Source organism: Pantoea rwandensis (assembly GCF_000759475.1).
Classification (GTDB): Bacteria; Pseudomonadota; Gammaproteobacteria; order Enterobacterales; family Enterobacteriaceae; genus Pantoea; species Pantoea rwandensis_B.
Genome location: NZ_CP009454.1, coordinates 1674963 through 1693239, shown reverse-complemented (window position 1 = coordinate 1693239; position 18277 = coordinate 1674963). Strand labels below are relative to the sequence as shown.

General features: G+C 56.1%; 13 protein-coding genes. 2 read left to right on the top strand and 11 right to left on the bottom strand.

What is annotated here, in order from left to right:
* Positions 1–21 precede the first annotated feature (21 nt).
* The 6 genes from rodZ to LH22_RS07690 all read right to left on the bottom strand — a co-directional run bounded on the left by rodZ (position 22) and on the right by LH22_RS07690 (position 11008).
* Complete coding sequence (gene rodZ / locus LH22_RS07715) at positions 22–1038, bottom strand: cytoskeleton protein RodZ (RefSeq protein ID WP_038645413.1); 1017 nt, start codon at positions 1036–1038, stop codon at positions 22–24.
* Positions 1028–1762, bottom strand: coding sequence for a type IV pilus biogenesis/stability protein PilW (pilW, locus tag LH22_RS07710; RefSeq protein WP_038645411.1), 735 nt, complete (start codon positions 1760–1762; stop codon positions 1028–1030). The genes rodZ and pilW overlap by 11 nt, the downstream gene beginning before the upstream one ends.
* Before the next feature lie 76 nt (positions 1763–1838).
* Positions 1839–3008, bottom strand: coding sequence for a bifunctional tRNA (adenosine(37)-C2)-methyltransferase TrmG/ribosomal RNA large subunit methyltransferase RlmN (locus LH22_RS07705; RefSeq protein WP_038645409.1), 1170 nt, complete (start codon positions 3006–3008; stop codon positions 1839–1841).
* Positions 3009–3195: 187 nt separating this feature from the next.
* A complete protein-coding gene (gene ndk / locus LH22_RS07700; protein ID WP_007884899.1) occupies positions 3196–3627 on the bottom strand; it encodes a nucleoside-diphosphate kinase in 432 nt (143 codons plus the stop codon).
* 169 nt (positions 3628–3796) lie between these two features.
* Entirely contained in the window at positions 3797–6115 is a 2319-nt protein-coding gene (pbpC, locus tag LH22_RS07695; RefSeq protein WP_038645407.1) for a peptidoglycan glycosyltransferase PbpC, read from the bottom strand.
* A gap of 6 nt (positions 6116–6121) precedes the next feature.
* Positions 6122–11008 (bottom strand): alpha-2-macroglobulin family protein, encoded by a 4887-nt coding sequence (locus tag LH22_RS07690; protein ID WP_038645405.1) that lies wholly within the window; start codon positions 11006–11008, stop codon positions 6122–6124.
* Positions 11009–11163: 155 nt separating this feature from the next.
* Between LH22_RS07690 and sseA the strand changes: the two genes are divergently transcribed.
* The gene (gene sseA, locus LH22_RS07685; protein WP_038645402.1) at positions 11164–12006 is read left to right on the top strand and encodes a 3-mercaptopyruvate sulfurtransferase; all 843 of its coding nucleotides are present in this window, start codon (positions 11164–11166) and stop codon (positions 12004–12006) included.
* A 319-nt stretch (positions 12007–12325) separates the two neighbouring features.
* Here the strand turns inward: sseA and sseB are convergent, their stop codons facing one another.
* From sseB to trmJ, 5 genes are all read right to left on the bottom strand, one after another.
* Positions 12326–13093: an enhanced serine sensitivity protein SseB gene (sseB, locus tag LH22_RS07680; RefSeq protein WP_038645401.1), complete on the bottom strand. Its 768-nt coding sequence runs from the start codon at positions 13091–13093 to the stop codon at positions 12326–12328.
* Positions 13094–13217: 124 nt separating this feature from the next.
* Positions 13218–14504, bottom strand: a complete 1287-nt coding sequence (gene pepB, locus LH22_RS07675; RefSeq protein ID WP_038645398.1) for an aminopeptidase PepB — start codon at positions 14502–14504, stop codon at positions 13218–13220.
* Positions 14505–14567: 63 nt separating this feature from the next.
* Positions 14568–15737, bottom strand: coding sequence for an IscS subfamily cysteine desulfurase (locus LH22_RS07670; RefSeq protein WP_038645395.1), 1170 nt, complete (start codon positions 15735–15737; stop codon positions 14568–14570).
* A 200-nt stretch (positions 15738–15937) separates the two neighbouring features.
* Positions 15938–16435 (bottom strand): Fe-S cluster assembly transcriptional regulator IscR, encoded by a 498-nt coding sequence (gene iscR, locus LH22_RS07665; RefSeq protein ID WP_038645393.1) that lies wholly within the window; start codon positions 16433–16435, stop codon positions 15938–15940.
* A 135-nt stretch (positions 16436–16570) separates the two neighbouring features.
* Positions 16571–17314: a tRNA (cytosine(32)/uridine(32)-2'-O)-methyltransferase TrmJ gene (gene trmJ, locus LH22_RS07660; RefSeq protein WP_038649961.1), complete on the bottom strand. Its 744-nt coding sequence runs from the start codon at positions 17312–17314 to the stop codon at positions 16571–16573.
* Positions 17315–17435: 121 nt separating this feature from the next.
* On the opposite strand from trmJ, the gene suhB reads away from it, so the two are divergent.
* Positions 17436–18239, top strand: coding sequence for an inositol-1-monophosphatase (gene suhB / locus LH22_RS07655; protein ID WP_034825653.1), 804 nt, complete (start codon positions 17436–17438; stop codon positions 18237–18239).
* Positions 18240–18277: the final 38 nt, after the last annotated feature.

Below are 18277 nucleotides of genomic sequence, written 5' to 3'. Positions count from 1 at the left end.
ACCCGGAAAGCGCGCTGCGCGTTATTGCGCACCCAGCGTCAGACGGGCAACCTGGTTATTACGGATAAAACGACTTAAATCAACGGGCTGATTCTGATATTGCACGTCAACCGCACTCGGTGCGCCAATTTTCAGACGATACGGAGCCGTTCCGGACAAGCTGAGCTTACCGCCGCTACGTTGCAATCCGCTGAACAGCTTCTTGCCAGTGGCGTCGGTGACTTCCAGCCAGCAATCGGCTTTGAAATTCATCACAACCGCATTTGGGTCGCCCGCAGGCTGACTGACCGCCGCGTTGCTGGTCGGCATTTGGCCGGCCGGAACACTGTTGGCAGGTGCCGGAGAGGTGGCCGCTGGCGGTGCGTTATCGATCGGTGCCTGGCTCGGTGAAACCACGGCGTTATCGCTGCTGGTCGCAGGCGCAGTGGTGTTGGCTGCCGAAGCCGCGTTGTTGCTGGTACTCGGTGTCGCAACCGCACCGGCACCGTTATCCACCGGCGTACCGGCGGCATTGGTATCACTGTCAGTCGCGCTGTCAGTGCTGTTTTCACCCAGCGGAATAGACTGACTGTTATCGCTGCTGCTGCCATTCTGGTCAGCCATTGAGACCAGATCGGCCTGCGAGGCTTTATGATTTTGCCACCACCACGCGCCGGTCAGACCGATGACGACAAAAATCACCAACCAGGTGAAAATCATCAACCAGCCATCACGCTTTTTACGGCGCTTACCTAACGAGAAGCTCTGCATTGGCTCAATTTTGGCCGCGCGCACGGGAGCCTGCTTCGCCATCATCGGCAACAGGTCATCTTCCGGCACATGCACCAGACGAGCATAAGAACGAATGTAACCGCGCAAGAACGTCGAAGCTAAATCAGCTGGCGACTTATCCTCTTCAATGTCTCGTACGGTAGAAAGTTTCAGGCACAGGCGTTCAGCGACATTTTGCTGAGTCAGCCCCATCTGCTCACGGGCCAGACGCAGGCGTTCACCTGTGGAATGTACTGCAGAATTCTCTTGAGTGGCTTCAGTATTCATTAGCTAAATAACGCTGGTACTGTATCGATTGTGGAAAACTTCGCGCCAACCGGTCGCCATAACGTGTAACGTCAGCAGCGTTTCCCTGTTGCGCGGCGAAACGTATTTGTAACCACTGGCTCTCTGCCGTTGCGGGCAAACGCTGGTGGTACACTTCTAATAGCAGCGGAACCGCCATGCGATCCTGCTGTTCAAGCCGCCTTTCCACTTCCAAAAGCAGTTGACTGCCCTGCTCCGGTGCGGCAATCAGCGCGTTGCTCAAAGACTCGCGCGCTGAGGCACTCTCTCCAGCCTGCAGGTAACAATAGCCCGAAAACAGAAATGCATCCTGACGAGCTTCGATTTCCTGTGCAGCCATCGCCAGCTTAAACTGTTGATGCGCTTCGCCATACTGCCTTAAACCGCAAAGAAACGCACCGTAATTGTTAGCGATGTAGCCATTCGCTGGCGCTAACTGCTGGGCGCGTTGGTAGTGCCACTGGGTCTGCGCGCTATTCTGCTGCGCCTGTGCCAGCCGTGCAAGCGCCAACGGCACACGATAATCTCGCGGTGCTGCCCGCTCAGCACGTAATAAATTACGCTGTGCTGCAGCAAAATCTTTCACTGCCAGGTAGTGCAACCCTAGCTGTAGCCTGATATCCGCAGCACCTTGCTGAACCGGCGGGTTGACACAACCGGTTACAACAAAGCCCGCCAACACTACTGCCGATAATCCTTTGTGCATTTCAGTCTCTCCCTCTGACATCGAGCGGAGAGACTGGCATGGCTTACGCCTGGTGGGTATCACCAGGCACTGTGTTTCAGAGCGCCTTCACAGAAATGGCTTCACCGGCCATCTTCTTACGCAAGGTGCGCTTGGTACGGTCGATAACATCACCCGCTAACTGACCACAAGCCGCATCAATATCATCGCCACGCGTTTTACGCACAATGGTGGTAAAACCGTAATCCATCAGCACTTTGGAGAAGCGATCGATACGGCTATTTGAGCTACGGCCATAAGGCGCGCCTGGGAACGGGTTCCATGGAATCAGGTTAATTTTGCACGGCGTCTCTTTCAGCAGTGCAGCCAGCTCGTGCGCATTGTCGGTGCTGTCATTGATGTGATCCAGCATCACATACTCAATGGTCACGCGGCCCTGATTGGCGTTTGACTTGCCGATGTAACGTTTAACCGCACCGAGGAAAGTTTCGATGTTGTACTTTTTGTTGATCGGCACAATTTCGTCACGGATGGCATCGTTCGGCGCATGCAGTGAAATCGCCAGCGCCACGTCGATCATATCACCCAACTTATCCAGCGCCGGCACGACACCCGAGGTTGACAGCGTCACGCGACGTTTAGACAAACCAAAACCGAAGTCGTCCAGCATGATGTCCATCGCTGGCACCACGTTGTTGAGGTTGAGCAATGGCTCGCCCATGCCCATCATCACCACGTTGGTGATCGGACGCTGGCCGGTAATTTTCGCCGCGCCGATAATTTTCGCCGCGCGCCATACCTGACCAATGATTTCGGAAACGCGCAGGTTACGGTTGAAGCCCTGCTGCGCAGTCGAACAGAATTTGCACTCCAGCGCACAGCCTACCTGTGAGGAGACGCACAGTGTTGCACGGTCAGCTTCCGGGATATACACGGTTTCGACCAGCTGATCGCCCACGCGAATCGCCCATTTGATGGTGCCATCGCTGGAACGCATCTCTTCCGCCACTTCCGGCGCACGGATTTCAGCGCGTTGCATCAATTTGCCACGCAGCACTTTGTTGATATCAGTCATCTGCTCGAAATCATCGCAGCAGTAGTGGTACATCCACTTCATGACCTGATCGGCTCGGAACGGCTTTTCACCCATCTCTAAAAAGAATTCGCGCATCTGCTGACGGTTAAGATCCAGCAGGTTAATTTTTTCGTTTTTTGGGGAAACAACCACGGGGGAAGCGGACGACGGCGTCACAATCTGTTCGGACATAATGTTCTCTGGCCTCGTTGTTACACGTTACGGCTCTGGTTAAGAATAGGAAAAAAACAGCGCCCTCGCTGAGACAGGCTCAACAAGGGCGCATTATTGTACTACATCTGCTGCGTGATGCCAGGGGAACGACTTTACCGATGTTGAAAAGGTGTAAAGACGTTTATCCGCATCGGCAGCAACGCACTTAGCGAGTGCGTGGGCAAACTTCGTTTTCAGCGAAGAAGTAAGCGATTTCGCGTGCAGCAGATTCAGCTGAGTCAGAGCCGTGGGTCGCGTTCTCGGTGAAGCTGTCAGCGTAGTCAGCACGCAGAGTACCGGCCAGCGCGTTGTCTGGGTTGGTTGCACCCATCAGGTCACGGTGACGCTGAACGGCATTTTCGCCTTCCAGAACAGAAACAACAACGGGACCAGAAGTCATGAACTCAACCAGACCATCGAAGAATGGACGGCCTTTGTGCTCAGCGTAGAAACCTTCAGCCTGCTCTTTGGTCAGGTGCAGCATTTTCGCGCCAACGATTTTGAAGCCTGCGCTTTCAAAACGGTTGTAGATAGCACCAATCACGTTCTTAGCGACGGCGTTTGGTTTAACGATTGAGAAAGTACGTTCGATTGCCATGATGACCTCTAGTTAGCATCCTGAAGAAGCCGGGAACTCGCTCCCGGTAAGAAAACGCGCCGATTATAGGGACATCATCGGGCGTTGCCTATTGCCGATTGGTGGAATTATCGAAAATAATTGATTTTTGTCGGGGCGAACACGCGCAGAATCTGGCATACGCGGCTATTTAACCCCGAATAAATGAGACGGATGCCAGTTGACCCGCTTCATCCATGACCACCAGTTGATACTGGCCCGGTTCACTGAGGACCAGCGCCGCACTGTTTTGCCCCGCTTGCTGTTCGACCGGCTGCCCGTTCAAAAACCACCAGCGCTGCGATCCCCTTCCGCCCTGTACGGCAACCGGCAGCACCAAGACCACTTTGCCCGGCAACGGCTGCACGCGTTGCCCCTGAATCACGCCGGTGATTAAGAGCGGTGGCGCGCTGCCCTGATTTAAGGGTGGGCAGCGAGAATCGACCGGCGGCAGGCGCTGCTCGCGGCGCTCAGACAGCGGCAGCCAGGGTTCCAGCGGCAGTGGCCACATCAGACTCTCCTGGCTCTGTGCGCCGGGGCAATCTGCCGCCACACGTAAGCCCTGAAGGTTGACCCAATAACGTTGACGTAAACCATTCACACCTTCCTGACCGGGTGCCAGCAGTGTGGGTGGCACAGTTCGGTTCAGTATCCAGCTCTGGCGACGCTGGCGACAGTTATCGTCACCCACTGGCAAGGGTTGGCCTCCGGGCCAGCAAATGCTCATGGCGCTGACTGAATCCGGCCGCGGATCGCGCGGCGCACCGCGCACTGACATATGCCCCGCCAGCAGATTATTGACCTGGTTCATCACCGGTACCGCAGAGGCAAAACCAAACTGACCGGCAACCGGTGTGGCATCCGGTCTGCCAACCCACACGCCGATTAAATAGCGGGGCGTAATGCCAATCGTCCACGCATCGCGGTAGCCATAACTGGTGCCGGTTTTCCAGGCCAGCGGTGCAATATCCGGAACGGCGCCCGATGGCTGAGCTTCTCCAGCCAGAATGCGCCGCACAATCCAGGCTGCGCCCGGCGAAAGCAGTGGCCGCTCTAGCAATGGCTGATTGGGCAGCCAGCGCAACTGCGCGGTACTCCCCTGACGGGCAAAAGCGCTATATGCCGCGACAATCTCATCCAGCCGCGCACCCGTGCCGCCGAGCACCAGTGAAAGATTGGGTTCGGCCCCTGCCGGAAAGCGCAGATTCAATCCAACGTTACGCAGACGCGCCGCCACCGTTTTCGGGCCAAGCGCGTCCAGAAGTTGGACTGCAGGTAAATTCAGTGAACGCTCCAGCGCCTCGCTGGCACTTACCGGGCCGTGAAAACCGGCGTCAAAATTACCGGGACGATAATCACCAAAACGGCGTGGCACATCCTGCAGCAGTGATTCACCGTGGATCAGCCCCTCATCCAGCGCCATGCCGTAAACAAAAGGTTTCAACACCGATCCGGGGGATCGCACGCTGGAGATCATATCGACATGCCCAAAGCGACTGTCGTCATTGAAGGACACTGAGCCAACATAGCCGCGCACTTTCATGCTGCGGTGATCCACCACCAGCAACGCCAGCGAGGTGCGCGGTGGCAGCTGGTTTTTTAGCGATGACGCCAGACTTTCCAGCTCGCGCTGCAGCGACACATCAATAGTCGAACGAATTTTGTTGTCGGGTGAGAGCGACAACAGGCGACGCGCCAGCAACGGTGCCATTTGCGGAACCTGACGCGGCGGTAGCCACACCGCTTCCTGTTTGATCTCCGCTACATCCTGCGCTGACCACACCTGATACTCTGCCAGTCGATCCAGCACTTTATTGCGTGCCGCTTCCGCACGTTGCGGCCAGCGGTCCGGGCGCAGACGGCTCGGTGCCTGTGGCAGCACGGCGAGCAACGCGGCTTCACCTTTGGTGAGCTGAGACGGCGGCTTACCCAGCCACATCCAGCTTGCTGCGCCAATGCCTTCCACCGTGCCGCCAAACGGCGCACGATTGAGATAGAGTGTGAGAATGTCGCGCTTGGATAAGTGCCACTCCAGCTGTAGCGCTCGCCAGGCCTGCACCACCTTGCCACGCAGCGTACGCGGTTGTGGATCGATTAACCGCGCTACCTGCATGGTCAGCGTACTGCCACCTGAGACGATGCCGTGATGCAGCAGGTTTTGCCCGATGGCGCGCACAATCGCTATCGGATTGATACCGGGATGGTGCCAGAACCAGCGGTCTTCGTAAGTCAGCAGCGCCTGAATATACTCGGGCGAAACCTCTTCAAGCGTCACCGGATAGCGCCAGATGCCTTGCTTGTCGGCAAAACGCCATAGCGGCGTGCCATCCTCAGCGACCACCACGCGTGCAGGTTGCACTTCCTGCAGCGGCAGGGGATCGAGTCGATCCAGTAGCCCTATACCGACGAGCATCAGCAGTAAAAAAAGCGGCAGCCAGCGCCACCGCTTCCGTGCGTAACCTTTTTTCATTACCGCTTAGCGCACATTTAATTTTTCCGGCGTGGTGCCAATCGCGCGCCACTCTGGCACATACATCGACTCAACCTGCGGTGGCGGCAGGCGATAGCTTCCCGGCGTCACGGCTCGCGCCAGATACAGTAGCGTGCCCGGCGTGTAGCCATCCAGCGCCAGTGCGGCGACAAAGCGATCATCGCGGAACTCGATGTGTTTGATGTTGGCCTGCTGCATATCCATCATGCTCTCCTTCAGCGCATCAGCACTGTCGCCCAGGCTGGCGCTGCTGTCGCTCAGGTTCTGGTTTTCCAGTTCCAGCCCTGCAGGCAGCAGATCCACCACCAGCGCATCACTGACCCGCTCGCTGGCCGCCACTTTCAATCGCACCACCAGCAATTCACCACTTTTCAGGTTGGTGAGGTCGGCAGGCTTACCGTCCAGGGTGAAATACTCACGGGTGATCTTCAGCACGTTGCTGATCGGCGACGGTGCCGTTTGCGGATAGCCCACGACATTGAGCATGCCGTACAGCGGTGAGGCATTGTCGCTCTTCACCAGCAAGCCCTGTCGCAGCTGATCTTCGCTGATGCCCATATTGAGCGTCTGATTGCTGCTCAGCGGCTCGCCTCTTCCCTGAAGCGTGGCCTGCCATTGTTCACCTTTGTGCTGCTGCAAGGTACGTGCAGCGAGGAACAGCGCATTGTTTTCCTGGGTGGAGAACCAGCGCTGCCCATGTACCGCTTTTGCCAAATCAATCAACAGCAGCCCCTGCATATCGGGCAGCAACTGATTTTCTGTGAGGAGTGCGAGAATCAGCGCACGGTCACGCACCGGGCTGCCGTAATCGCCTAACCAGTTGTTGGGTTTGCGCTCAAGCCCGATGCCCTGCGCCAGCGCTGACTGCGCACGCTGCTGATCGCCCATGAGCTTCAGCGCCACTCCCAACTGCACCAGCGCCAGGCCAGACTTCGCCTGCTCACGCTTTTCATACAGCGCACGCAACGCACCGAGCGGCGCCTGCTGCTGACGTGCCAAAACCAGACCCGCATAAGCCTGCACACTGAAGCGCAATCCATCGGCATCGCTGCTCCAGCTGGTTTCGATTTGCGCCGGATCCTGCAGATAACGTAGCAAGCGCTCATCGGCACGGCCGATTACCCCTTCCGGCACGCTGTAACCGGCTTCGTTAGCACGCAGCAGGAAATCGGTGACGTAAGCTGTCAGCCAGAACTCTTCCTGACTCTCTTTACTCCACAAACCAAAGCTGCCATTGCCGCGCTGCATACCCGCCAGGCGCGCAATACCCGTGGCAATCGATGCCCGGCGAGCCTCATCGTTGCTGGTTTTGATACCCAGCGCATCCAGCTGCGCTTTGTTGGTGAACACCGATGGCCAGATGCCACTGGCGGTCTGCTCCAGACAGCCATAAGGATAGGCATACAGCTGGCTGATAAAGCTGGCGATATTCAGAGGTGGACGATTACTCAGCGACAACTGTCCCGCCAGCGTATCCTTTTGCAGGCCGTTAAAGGCACTTGCCACCACCTGCCAGCTTTGGCCAGTTTGCATCACGTTGTCGAAACTCAGGGTTTGGGCGGGATAAGCCGGACGCACGCCGATAGTCCATTTACGCTCGCTCGACGCCAGCGTCTCACCCGGCAGACTCATACCTGAGACCTTGACCTGCACTGCCCCCTCACCAAAGGCACCCTGCGCTTTAACCGGGATTGGTAAGGTCGTGCGCGCGCCCTTCGCCAGTTGCACGCTGGAAGTGACAGTGCCGTTCAGGGCGATCAGCCCCTGTGTGGTTACATCGACTTTTAACGTCTGCGGCTGATCGGTCAGGTTGGTGAGATCCAGCGCCAGCGTCGACTGGTCACCGCTGGCCATAAAGCGCGGCGTCGCCAGTTCACTGATGAGCGGCGCGGCCACCACCATTTTGCGTTCTGCTGAGCCGAAGCTGTCTGCACTCCACACTTGCGCCATCAAGCGTAACTCGCCATTAAAGGCCGGAATGGGGAGTTCGATCGTGCCTTCACCATTGGCATCCAGCGTGACTGGCTGCAGTTGTTGTGCAACGATCTGCACATCGGTGACCGGCTTTTTACCGCCGCGCGACAATGCATCGGCATCGTCGCCATCACCACCGAAACGTAGTGCCGCCAGCTTGCCGCCGCCTTCGATCAACTGACCATACACATCATATTGATCGGCGTTGTAACGCTTACGGCCAAAGAAGGCGTCCCACGGATCCGGCGTTGGGTAATCAGTGATGCTCAACACGCCACTGTCGACCGCTGACAGCAAGACCTGAACCTGCTTAGGCAACTCACCGCCTTCACGGCTGGCTTTCACCTTCACTTTTATCGTCTGCTCAGGGCGGATTTTTTCAGGCGCATCCATCGCCAGATTGAGACGTCGCGCTTCGGTCGCCATCGGCAAATGCAGCAGCCCCACCGCCCTTTTCGGCGTGGTGCCGTTGGCTTTATCGCCGTCACGCACCACGATGGCGCTGAGATAGAGATCGTGACGCTTCCAGCTCTCATTAATCGGAACATCAATGGTCGTGCCACCGGCAGGAACGTCGAGCGGCTGCCACCACAGCGTGCCGCTGCTGGACTCCACCATCAGATAGCCTTTACCGGCAGCCGGTGATTCCACCTGCACTTTTGCGGTATCACCCGGTTGGTAGGCGCTTTTATCAATTTTCAGTTTGACCTGATCGGGACGTAACGCACCGGTGCCATCAGTGTTGTCCTGCCACCAGTAACCTGCATTAAAGCGCACGCTGCTAATGATATTCTCACCCGCATGCACTTCCAGACGATAAGTACCCCACTCCACCGGGAAGCTGATTTTCTGGCTGCCCCCAGCCGCAATGTTGATCCGCTGCTCATCTTCCTGCAGATCCTTTTGGTCATAGCGTGACTGCCAACCTTCGCTGTCCGAGAAGCTCCAGTAATAGTCACGACGTTCGTGAATCAGACGCACATCCAGATCCTGTGCAGCCAGCTTCTCACCTTGCGGGTTGGCATACACCACATCGAACTCCGCGAGACCGTTCTCCGGTACGGTGGGTTCGTCACGATAACGATCGGTGCGATAGTCATACACCGATTCGCTATTGAACAGCGGACGAATCCCCGGCAGCGCGGGCGCGGGCCAGATCGATTGGGTCGCGCGGCGTGTCACCGGACGGCCCCCCGTTTCCAGCAGGCTGGCTTGCAGGATGAGGTTGAGCGGCGAGTGACTTTCTGCCCAGCTGCTTTCCACGTTTAACTGCAGTTTGCCGCTCTCATCCAGCTTGTCATCAACGTCATCGAGACTGCGTTTTAGTTCTTCAGTGATATCGCCAAATTGATAGCCGGGCAGCGCTGCCACGGCTTCACGCGCCGGGCGCAGGAACAGCTGACCTTGCAACTCATTGCCGGCGGCCGGTGCGCCATACAGATAACGACCCTCAACATCAAAGGTCACTGCTGCATCAGGTTTCACGGGCTGCGCGCTGTTGCTTAGCGCCAGCGCCATGCGTTCAGGCAGAAAATCTTCTACGTGGAACGACCAGCTGCGCGGCTGGTTATCACCGCTGTTGATGCGCAGCGTCCATTCACCGGTCATGGCTGAAGCCGGAAGAGCAAAGCGCTGCTGGTATACCCCATTTTCTGGCTGCCATACGAAGGTCTGGGTGACTTCACCATTGGGTTGCACCACTTCGGCTTTGACCGGTTGTGACGGCAACGGCTTGCCATTGGCATCACGCAGCAGCGCATTAACGATGACCGTTTCACCAGGGCGATAGAGATCGCGCGGACCGAACAGGAAGAACTGTTTATCGTAACCCTGCGGACCATCAATCGGGAATTCGGCCAGATCCAGCGCCGGGCGATTGAGATCGATCAGCGAGGTTTGCCCTTTCTGCGTTACCAGCAACAGTTTGCCTTTGGCGTTAGCTGGCAGGCGCAGATGGCCATTGCTGTCACTGGCGCCACTCGCCAGCTGCTGGCCTTTCTCGTCCAGCAGTCGCACGTTAACATCTTCCAGCGGTGCGCCATTGGCGAGACTTTGCGTAAAGAGTTCCAGTTGATCCGGAAAGCTGTGCAGTGATAAACCAATGTCACTGAGCGTGAACAGGGTTGCCGGTTGAGTGTAGTTATAAGTGCCGGCCTGTTTCATCACCGCCAGATAAACACCAGGCTGTTTAAGCGCATCAACGTCGCCGAGCGGCAACTGCATCTTCTCACGCGTGTTGCGGCCCGGATTGAGATCAAAACGTCCGCTGTAGACCAGATCGGCATTTTTTAGCAGGTCGCGTGATTCCCAGTACGACAGATTATTGCCGTAATTCCACTGGGCGAGAAAATCGGCCAGGGCGGCACTTTTTACCCGGAAAAAATCAACATCAATGTTGTTCACATTAAGCGCCAGCACCGGCAATCCCTGCGTCAGGCGCAGCGGCAGCAGCGATCCACGGCTGGCGAAGCCCACCATCGGCTGGATATCGCGGGTGGTAAGTGTCTGGCTGAAAGGGCTGCCTAAGGTGCGACCATCGGCGGCTTTCAGGTCTGAATCAATTGAGATGGTCAGCTTGCGCGCAGGTTCAGGATGACGGAAGCGCAGCGCCTTGCCGTTTTGCGCCAGCTCCCAACCGCCATCCACTTTGCCGCTTTTTTCATCGCTGATGTGGATTAGCGCGTTGAAGTCCTGCTTGTTATCGATAGCGGTGTTGAAGGTCAACACTAACGCCGCAGCGCCATCCAGTTGCAACTCTGAGAGATCAATAACGGAAAGCGCTTGTGGCGCGCGTTGTACCGCTGGCGCATCAACCGCCTGCACCGGCAGCAATGTGCCGCCTAAAAGTATCCCGCCGAACAGCACGCTGAGCAGCAGTCGATCAACACGTTTTACCATGGTAAGTCCCTCACCAGCCCCAAAAGGTTAAAAGTAGTGTGCTGCGCAATTTCACATCAACCTACTCACTTTAGCAACGATACCCTTGAGATAGCGTTCACATTCCCGGACACTGGGTCTTTCCGTTTTCTGATGATTGAGAAGAGGTTGTTGCGATGACAGCTCCCCTGTTTGTCTCTGCCGATTGGTTAAAAGAGCATTACACCGATGAAACGTTGCAGGTTTTAGATGCGCGCATGTTGCCGCCAGGTCAGGAAGCGGTTCGCGATATTCAGGCGGAATATCTGGCAGGGCATTTACCGGATGCGCCGTTCTTCAATATCGAAGGCTTGTCCGATCACACCAGCGCATATCCACATATGATGCCGCGCCCGGAAGCTTTTGCCGTGGCGATGCGCGAACTGGGGGTCAATCAGGATAAACATCTGGTGGTGTATGACGAGGGCAATCTGTTCTCCGCGCCCCGTGCATGGTGGATGCTGCGCGCCTTTGGCTGCGTCAATGTGTCGATTCTGGCGGGCGGTTTGCAGGGCTGGAAAGCGGCAGGTTTTGAAAACGCTTCGGGCCCGGTTGATCTGCCGGAAGGCGAATTTGAAGCCCATTACGACCAGGGTTTGGTGAAGCGCCTGACCGATGTGCTGTTGATCAGCCATGAAGGCGGCGCACAAATCGTTGATGCCCGTGCCGCCAATCGCTTCAATGCGGAAGTGGATGAGCCTCGCCCCGGTCTACTGCGCGGACATATCCCGAATAGCCTGAATATGCCGTGGAACAATCTGGTGGTAAGCGGCGAACTGAAACCAGCGGCTGAACTGCGCGATTTGTTTGAAAAAGCAGGTATTAAACTGGATCAGCCCATTGTCGCCAGCTGTGGTTCGGGTGTGACGGCGGTGGTAGTGATTCTGGCGCTAACGTCGCTGGGCGTGCGTGACGTCACGCTGTATGACGGCTCATGGGGCGAATGGGGCAGCCGTGACGATTTACCGATTGAGAAGTAATGTTTAGCCAGACGATTGGGCTGCTAAGCAGAGCAAGGAAGGGCAACTAGCAAAACAAACTTTTGAGCACGGCAATCAAAAGGAGCTAGCAGAGCAAACTTCTGAGCATGGCAATCAAGGATAGCTAGCAGAGCAAACTTTTGAGCATGGCAATCAAGAGGAGCTAGCAGAGCAAACTTTTGAGCATGGCAATCAAGAGGAGCTAGCAGAGCAAACTTTTGAGCATGGCAATCAAGAGGAGCGGCGCGATTTTCGCGCGTTTCTGCAGCCGCATTTTGGCTGACAGATTCGCAAGATATCGCACCGCTACAAGCGATGTTTAAATAATCCGCTGACTGCCTTTGAAGTCGCGCAGGAAACTCCCCCAACGACGTTCATAAAAAGGCGTGATGTGCGCGGTAAAGAAGTGGCTGACACCTTTCTCCTCACTCACCACTTCACAGATATCAACCGGTGCATCATCTGCCAGCGTATCGGTTGCCACGCTGCCTGCCGCCTGAATGATCTCCTCGATATTGCTATCCGCTTCGATACCGATCAGCAAATTGGGTTCTTCCGTGGCGCTCTCACGAATGCTGGCAATATAAGCACGACGTACCTGTTTATACTTGGCAAACAGCTGCGTCAGTGAATCAATCATCTGTGCGGGTGGTTCAGCCACTTCCGACAGAAGCAGCGCATAGCCCCCTTCCAGTACCGTTTGCTGACTCAGCGCACTGCCCTCTTCACCGATCAAATGGGCAATCTCACCCGGTGAAAACTCTTTCCCGGCGGGCAGCTTAGGATTGAGGAATAGGCTCTCACCCAGGGTCATTTCGAACAGCGTGCGCGCGGGCAGGCGCAGGTAAGGCTGCTCTTCTTTAATCGCTTCCCCCATTGCTTCTTCTGAGGTGAAGAACGGGATAACACTGCCGCCGCCCTCTTTTTCCCAATGCTGTAATTCCACAGGTGAGGTGGCATCGAACTGCTCTGCAGGACTTTCACCTGGCACCCAAATGTCAGATTCCAGCAGCAGTTGAAAGAATTCCGGACGGTGCGCAGGCTCGGTGGCGGCCAGCTTCAGCACCTCTTCAAGACGATTGCTCATTTATCAAGTTCCAAAAAAACGGCAAGCTCATGCACGAGTTTTGCCGCTTTAGCGCTGTGTGGTCGCCACGAATGGCGACCCTGGATAATATTGACGCAGCGTGGCGCACTCATGCGCAGCGGCTTTATTTCAGTAACAGATTGGCGATGGTACGCACACCCAGACCGGTTGCACCGGCTGACCATTGATCCACCGCGCTTTTACGGTAAGTCGCAGAACAGTCAATGTGCAGCCAGCCCTGCTGATACTTGCTCACAAAGTGAGAAAGGAACGCCGCCGCACTGCTGGCACCGGCTGCATGTGCCGGACTCGCGATGTTGTTCAAATCGGCAAAGTTTGAAGGCAGATGGCTGCGGTGGAATTCAGCCAGTGGCAGGCGCCAGAAGGCTTCATTTTCACCGGTTGCACTACCCAGCAGTGATTCCGCCAGGACATCGTCAAAGGTAAACAGGGCGTGATAATCGTTGCCCAGCGCCGTTTTCGCTGCACCCGTCAGAGTTGCTGCATCGATCAGTAACTCAGGATTTTGCTCGCTGGCATCAATCAGGCCATCGGCCAGCACCAGACGTCCTTCCGCATCAGTGTTCATCACTTCAACGGTCTTGCCGTTGCGATAGCGAATGATGTCACCGAGACGGAACGCGTTACCGCTCACCATGTTGTCTGCACAGCACAGGAACAGCTTCACACGTTTGGTCAGGCCACGTGAAATCGCCAACGCCAGCGCGCCAGTCACCGTCGCTGCACCGCCCATGTCGGATTTCATCGAATCCATAAACGCGCTCTGCTTCAGGCTGTAACCACCGGTATCAAAGGTAATGCCTTTGCCGACCAGGCAAGCGTATACCGGCGCATTTTCATCGCCGCTTGGGTTGAAGTCGAGCGCCAGCAGCACAGGTGCGCGGGTTGAACCACGGCCCACGGTGTGAATACCCGCATAACCCTGCTCGCGCAGATCTTCGCCTTTGGTGATGCGATAGCTCACTGCGTCACCGCCCACTTCGCTGATCAAATCGATCGCGCTGTGCGCCAGTTGTTCCGGGCTGAGGTCTTCCGCAGGCAGGTTGATGGTGTCACGTACCCAGTCAACGATTTTAAGACGACGATCAAATTCTGTCTGATCGTTTTCGCTTAATGCTGGCCACTCTACCTGGCGTTTGCCTTTCGGGCTGCGATAGCCTTGCCAGAATGCCCAGCATTTTTCCAAATCCCACTCTTCGCCGCTCAGTGCGACGTGGCGGATCCCCTGACCGTCCAGCTTGCGCCCTGCGCGCTGGATGCTCATCAGCGCATCGGCGCCAGTCAGGTGAAGGGTCATGCCACTTTCAGTGCTGCTCAGCAGTGCTTTTTCACCCCAGCGCGCATCGGCGGCCTGGGAGCTGAGCGTAATCGTCATCGGTTGTGTTGTCATCGCGTAGCTCCGTTTGCGTTAGGTGTCACCTTGCGCCAGAACCGGCGCAAGGGAGTGCATGAATTAGCGGGACGTGGCGGGCGTGAATGCCCGTAAACGGCTGACCGCTTTATTGACCAGCTCAATGGCGTAGTCAATTTCCTCTTCGGTGGTGAAACGCCCCAGCGAGAAGCGCAGTGAACTGTGTGCCAGTTCCTGCTCAACACCCATGGCGCGCAATACATAAGAGGGTTCGAGACTGGCCGAGGTACAGGCAGAACCCGATGACAGCGCCAGATCTTTCAGCGCCATGATCAAGGATTCACCCTCAACCTGAGCAAAACTGAGGTTCAAAATATTCGGTGCGCCCTGCTCAAGCGAACCGTTAATCTTCACATTCTCTAAGCGGCTGATACCGCGCCACAGACGTTCGCGCATAGCCGACAGACGAGCCATTTCACTGCTCATCTCTTCACGTGCGATACGGTACGCTTCGCCCATGCCAACAATCTGATGCACCGGTAACGTACCGGAACGCATCCCGCGCTCGTGTCCACCACCATGCATCTGCGCATCGATCTGCAGTTTCGGTTTACGACGCACCCACAGCGCACCAATGCCTTTTGGGCCGTACAGCTTATGCGCTGAAAACGACATCAGATCCACCGGCAGTACGGCGACATCAATTGGCAGCTTTCCAACACTCTGGGTGGCGTCAACATGGAACAGAATGTCACGCGCTCGGCACAAGGCGCCGAGCGCAGCAATATCCTGAATCACGCCGGTTTCGTTGTTCACATGCATCAGGGAAACCAGCACGGTATCGTCGCGCAGCGCAGCTTCCAGCATTGCAGGCGTAATAATGCCATCACTGCCGGGTTGCAGATAAGTGACGTCGAAACCTTCACGCTCCAGTTGCTGACAGCTATCCAGCACCGCTTTGTGCTCAGTTTGACTGGTAATGACGTGTTTGCCGCGTGCCTGATGGAATTGAGCCGCACCTTTGATGGCGAGGTTGTCAGCTTCAGTGGCACCGGAAGTAAAAACGATTTCACGCGGATCGGCGTTGACCAGCTCAGCAATCTGATTGCGCGCCACATCAACGGCTTCTTCAGCCTGCCAGCCAAAACGGTGAGAACGGGAAGCGGGGTTACCGAAGGTGCCATCCAAAGTGAGGAACTGCATCATTTTGGTGGCGACACGCGGATCGGCAGGCGTTGTCGCTGCGTAATCCAGGTAAATCGGTAATTTCATTGCGCTAAAACTCCGTATAAAAAATCATACGTCTTTATAGCACGATTCAGCCCCGGCTGTGTGAACCCGTCATGCTCAAGCCGCAGGTGCGTTGGCTGCGCTAATTCCCCCCAGTCACTTACTGATGTAAGCGCCTGGGGATTCATTCGCTTGCCGCTTTCCTGCACCTCGAATTATCAAGGGTTGGGGCTTAGACGGGATTAAGCACGCAGATTAACGTTAATGGTTTCCTGCATACGGTGCTGCTGGAAGCGACGGTTGTCGGTCATGTTCTGACGGTCAGCCACATCCAGAATTTCCTGGTTGTTCACCAATTCAGCCAGCGTAATGTTGTTGAGGAATTCGCTGATGCGCTCACTCAGATCACGCCACAGGACGTGAGTCAGGCAGCGCTCACCGCCCTGGCAGCCTTCTTTGCCCTGGCATTTGGTGGCATCAACAGATTCGTCAACCGCCGTGATCACCGCGCCAACCGCAATCGCGCCGGCATCTTTACCTAACAGATAACCACCGCCCGGACCACGAACGCTGGCCACTAAACCGTGCTTACGCAGACGTGAGAATAACTGCTCCAGATAGGAGAGCGAAATGCCCTGACGCTCAGAAATATCAGCCAGCGGCACCGGGCCCTCGTTTGAGTGCAGTGCAACGTCCAGCATAGCGGTTACGGCATAACGTCCTTTGGATGTCAGTCTCATAGCATACAACCTCGTAAGCGTCCGTCCGGGTATCGGCGGGCTATCTGATGAATTGACGCCAGTCTGCCATTCCTGAGTAAAACGGTCAACTATTTAACCAAGTAATTTACTCAACTATTTAACCAACTGTTTTACTCAACTATTACCCTTATCACCTTTAGGCTTTTGGAACGAAGCCAGCATACCGCGCAGGATATTAAGTTCATCACGTTCCGGGCGCGCGCGAGTATAAAGACGACGCAGTTTACTCATCACCTGGCTCGGGGTGCCTTCGCGGATAAAGCCGCTGTCCAGCATCATCTTCTCGATGTGTTGATAGAAGCGCTCCAGATCGTCCACTAACGGATACGGTGACTCTTCTTCTTGCGGCTGAGGATTGGCCTGTTCCTGCGCCTCCAGCCATGCCATACGCACTTCATAAGCGATGATCTGCACTGCCATCGCCAGGTTCAGCGAGCTGTATTCCGGATTCGCTTGAATGGCGACGTGATAGTGGCACTTCTGCAACTCTTCGTTGGTCAGGCCCACGCGTTCACGACCAAAGACTAAAGCCACTGGTGCCTGCTGGCCCTCTTCCACGCTTTTGATACCGCATTCACGTGAATCCAGCATCGGCCAGGGCAGCGAACGGGAACGTGCGCTGGTGCCGACAACCAGGCTACAGCCCGCAATCGCTTCGTCCAGCGTGTCCACGATTTTTGCATCGCCAATCACATCGCTGGCGCCGGCGGCAAGAGAGATGGCCTGCGAGTCAGGTTTGACCAGCGGATTGACCAGATAAAGATTGGTTAAGCCCATGGTTTTCATGGCGCGAGCGACAGAGCCCATGTTGCCAGTGTGCGAGGTTTCTACCAGTACGATTCGGATATTTTGCAGCATAATAGTGAGCGGTGAGAAAATGATGGCGCGTAGCCTAGCATAAAAGCAGGACATTTGCTGAACACCCTGATATACTCCGCGCCGTTTTCACCCGTTCTTTAACATCCAGCGAGAGATACCGATGCATCCGATGCTCAACATCGCCGTGCGCGCAGCGCGCAAGGCCGGAAATTTAATTGCCAAGAATTATGAAACCCCGGACGCTGTCGAAGCCAGCCAGAAAGGCAGCAACGACTTCGTTACCAATGTTGACCGCGACGCAGAACGTCTGATTGTCGAAGTGATTCGCAAATCCTACCCGCAGCACTCCATTATCACCGAAGAAAGCGGTGAACTGGCGGGTGACGATCAGGACATTCAATGGGTAATCGATCCGCTGGATGGCACCACCAACTTCATTAAACGTTTACCCCACTTCTCAGTTTCAATCGCAGTGCGCATCAAAGGCCGCACCGAAGTGGCTGTGGTTTACGATCCAATGCGTAACGAACTGTTCACCGCTGTACGCGGCCAGGGCGCACAGCTGAACGGCTACCGTCTGCGTGGCAGCACCGCGCGCGATCTGGATGGCACCATCCTCGCGACCGGCTTCCCGTTCAAGCTGAAGCAGCACGCTACCCCTTACATCAACATCGTCGGCAAACTGTTTACCCAGTGTGCAGATTTCCGTCGCACCGGTTCTGCTGCGCTGGATCTGGCTTACGTGGCCGCTGGCCGAGTGGACGGTTTCTTCGAGATCGGCCTGAAGCCATGGGATTTCGCCGCAGGAGAACTGCTGGTGCGCGAAGCGGGCGGCCTGGTGACAGATTTCACCGGCAACCACGGTTACATGATGTCAGGTAACATCGTTGCAGGTAACCCACGCGTTGTGAAAGCCATGCTGGCGACCATGCGTGAAGAACTGAGCGAAGCGCTGAAGCGCTAAGCACAAAAAAGGCGGATATCACATCCGCCTTTTTTTTG